Origin of the sequence: Pseudoduganella sp. RAF53_2 (assembly GCF_052113985.1) — a bacterium.
In the GTDB taxonomy this organism is placed as follows: domain Bacteria; phylum Pseudomonadota; class Gammaproteobacteria; order Burkholderiales; family Burkholderiaceae_D; genus Rugamonas.
The window spans coordinates 1-3,169 of sequence record NZ_JBFRDW010000678.1 but is presented as its reverse complement, the minus strand read 5'-3'; the positions used below and the strand labels follow the sequence as shown (position 1 = coordinate 3,169).

Genomic DNA, 3,169 nt, shown 5'->3' with positions numbered 1-3,169 from the left:
GATGTCGCCGCTCCGGCCGACGCAGCATCGCCGCGCGGCGGCAACGTCGTGCCGATCGATCGCGCCGCGCCGCCGCGTGGACGTGCCGCACGCTGGCGCGCAACGCGCATGGCCGCCGCGCAGGCGGCGGAGCAGGAAGCGGCAAGCGGAAGCGCCGCGTCGGCGAAGGCGGGCGCGCTGGAGGGCTTGGCGATTCTGGATGTGCTGGAAAGCGATGCGCGGCTGGCGGAGTATCAGCCTTACTGGGCCGCGCGTGCAGCGCTGCTGGCGCAGTCGGGGCAGACAAAAGACGCCGCGCGTGCCTACGAGCGCGCAATCGGCCTGGAAGCCGACCCCGCGCTCAGGCGCTACCTGCAGCGCCAAATGGACGCCCTGAAAAACTAATCGCTGCCAGCACCACAGATGCCGACAGCGATTTCGTAATCTTTACAATTTTTAAATTCAGTGTTCTTCGCGGGTGCCGCTGCGGTCGATCCAGACCAGGCGCTCCTTGTCAGTGACGATCTGGCGGCCCTGCGCATCAACCTTGCCCTTCACGTTGACGACCACATTGCCCGCTCCGCGTACCGACACAGCGGCCTGGCTGGTCAGCATGCCGCGTGCATCCAGGCTGCCGGAGCCGCTCACTTTCGCGTCGAGCGAAGCCGACTTGCCGCGCAGGTGCACACCACCGGGGCCGCTCATCGTCACTTTCACGTTCTTGCATTCCGTCTCGGCGTTCACATCGCCCGAGCCCTGAACCTCTGCGTCCAGAGTCTCGCTGACCTTGCGCAGATTGATATTGCCTGGACCCTTGCTGCRCGTGATGGCGCGCGCCACTTCAAGGCCTTTCGCATCCAGATCGCCCGAGCCGCTGATGTCCGCGCTCAGCGTCGTGCTGCTGCCGGACAGGCTTACATTGCCCGCGCTGCTCATGATGACGCGCGCGTTCTGCGCCTGGAGGCCACGTGCCTCCAGGTCGCCAGAACCGTGTACTTCGGCGTCGAAGCGCTTGATCGTGCCGCTCACGCAGGCGCCGCCGGGACCATTCAGCATCGCGCTGACCGTTTCGACGGCCAGCGAGCACGCTTCCAGATCGCCCGAACCGCCAATCTCGGCGCGGATCTCGCGGCTGGTGCCGCTCAGCGACACCGAGCCAGGGCCGCTCATGCTGGCATTGACCTTGGCGGCGCGCATATCGTCCACCTCAAGGTCGCCGGAACCGGACAGCACGGCGTTCAGATCCTGCGTTACGCCGGTCGCATGCACATCGCCAGGACCGCTCATCTGCAGATTCAGGCTATTGGCACGCAGGCGGTGCAGGTCCAGATCGCCGCTGCCGCTGGCGCGGACCGTCAGGTCACGCGCCATGCCGGAAGCATGCAGGTCACCAGGGCCGCTGGAGTTCAGCTTCAGCTCATTGCCCTCGAAATGTTCAAGTTCCACGTCGCCGCTGCCGGACATGTTCAGGCTCTTCAGACCAATCGCGGCAATGCTGACGACCACAGGTTCGTGTCCTTTGCCAAAGCGCAGCGTGAAGTGATTGCGGTGCTTGGGGCGCACGAACAGCGTGCCGTTCTCCACCACCGTCTCAACTTCAGCAAAATCCTTGCGCACACCGCTCAGCTCCAGGCCGGGCTGGGCGCCGGATGCATTGATCAGCACTTTGTAAGGACCGGACAGGTCCACCGCAGTGAAAGCGGTCATTGTGCGTGTCTCACGGCCGAATTCCGCCGAGGTCGGGGCGGCGGCTTGGGTGGTCTGCAGGGCGCTCACCCCGAGGGCGGCAAGCGTAAGAACGGAAGCGGTAGCGATCAGCGTTTTCATTTTGTTTATCACTGTCCAGGGTGGCAACAATTGAACGATATGACAAACAGTCACCCGCGTTGTGCGGAAAAAGACAGACGCACAAATTCGCGGAATCAACTGCAAAAAAACGCGACTGAAATGCATTTGAAAAAAAGCCGCCCGAAGGCGGCCTGAGGAGGGAGATTACCGGGCTTCAGAAACCGGAGAAGTGAAGCCAGTCTAACCGTTGCGGTTCGCGCAAAAAAGACCAATAATGGCAATGGACCATTTCTGAAACAGAAATAAAGGACGCTGTCATGGACCGTCTTCAATCGATGCGGGTATTCGCCAAAGTGGTGGAGCAGGGCAGCTTCGCCAGAGCGGGCGACCAGCTGGATATCTCGAATGCCGTGGTCACCCGCCATGTGGCGGACCTGGAACAGCACCTCGGCACCCGCCTGCTGAACCGCAGCACCCGCAAACTCTCACTCACCGAAACCGGCCAGCAATACCTGGACCGGGTGCGCCATATCCTGAGCGATATCGACGATGCCGACGCCATGGCCGCCCAGTCGGCGCGCTGCCCGAGCGGGACGTTGCGCATCTACTGCCATCCGAATTTCGGCCAGACTGCGCTGGCGCCGCTGCTGCCCGTGTTTGCGGCGGCCGAGCCGAAGGTGGTGCTGGATGTGACCCTGGCCGACCGTCCGGTCGATCTGGTGGAGGAGGGCTACGATATTGGCATCTTCATCGATAACCAGAAGATCGACAGCAGCATGATCRCCCGCAAACTGGCCACCTCCAGCGTGGTGCTGACCGCCGCCCCCGGCTATGTCAGCAGGAAGGGGGAGCCGATGGCGCCACGCGACCTGAGCAAGCACGATTGCCTGAACCATTCATATGAGAAGGTACGCCATACCTGGCCCGTACAATGTGGCGGCAAGCCGGTGGAGGTGCCGATCGTCAGCCGGATGGTGTCCAATAACAACGCCGTGTTGCGGGAAGCGGCGATTGCCGGGCTGGGCGTGATGATGCGCCCGTCTTTCACTTTGGGCGACGATATTGCCGACGGAAAACTGGTGCGCCTGCTGCGCGACCACTGCGTAGGGCGGCTGGGTGTCTATATGGTGTATCCGAGCCRCCGCCTGCTGTCGGCCAAGGTGCGCGCCTTTACGGAGTTCATGGCGAAATCCTTCCCTGAACCTGATGCCGATCCCTGGCTTAAATCATTGTGATTTCCCTTCGAAATGTCATAATGCTCGTCAGGAGAAGACACGATGATCAAGTACCTGGGCACCAAAAAGACCGATCAAGGGGCGACCTTGTACGTGTTCTTGATCAATGGCCTGCAAAAAGAAATTCGCGAGAGTGCTTTGAAGCAATACCCCGGCTGCTACGAAGC

2 protein-coding genes and 1 pseudogene are annotated in these 3,169 nt (G+C 61.9%); 2 read left to right on the top strand and 1 reads right to left on the bottom strand.

Going from position 1 to position 3,169, the window contains the following annotated elements; genetic code table 11:
- Positions 1 to 384 (top strand): annotated as a pseudogene (locus AB4Z11_RS27640) (hypothetical protein); the annotation flags it as partial.
- A gap of 57 nt (positions 385 to 441) precedes the next feature.
- Here AB4Z11_RS27640 and AB4Z11_RS27635 read toward each other — a convergent pair.
- Positions 442 to 1,806, bottom strand: a complete 1,365-nt coding sequence (locus AB4Z11_RS27635; RefSeq protein WP_442029043.1) for a GIN domain-containing protein — start codon at positions 1,804 to 1,806, stop codon at positions 442 to 444.
- Between the two features lie 278 nt (positions 1,807 to 2,084).
- Here AB4Z11_RS27635 and AB4Z11_RS27630 point away from each other — a divergent pair, with 278 nt between their 5' ends.
- Positions 2,085 to 3,002, top strand: coding sequence for a LysR family transcriptional regulator (locus AB4Z11_RS27630; protein WP_442029042.1), 918 nt, complete (start codon positions 2,085 to 2,087; stop codon positions 3,000 to 3,002).
- The last annotated feature ends 167 nt before the right edge of the window (positions 3,003 to 3,169 follow it).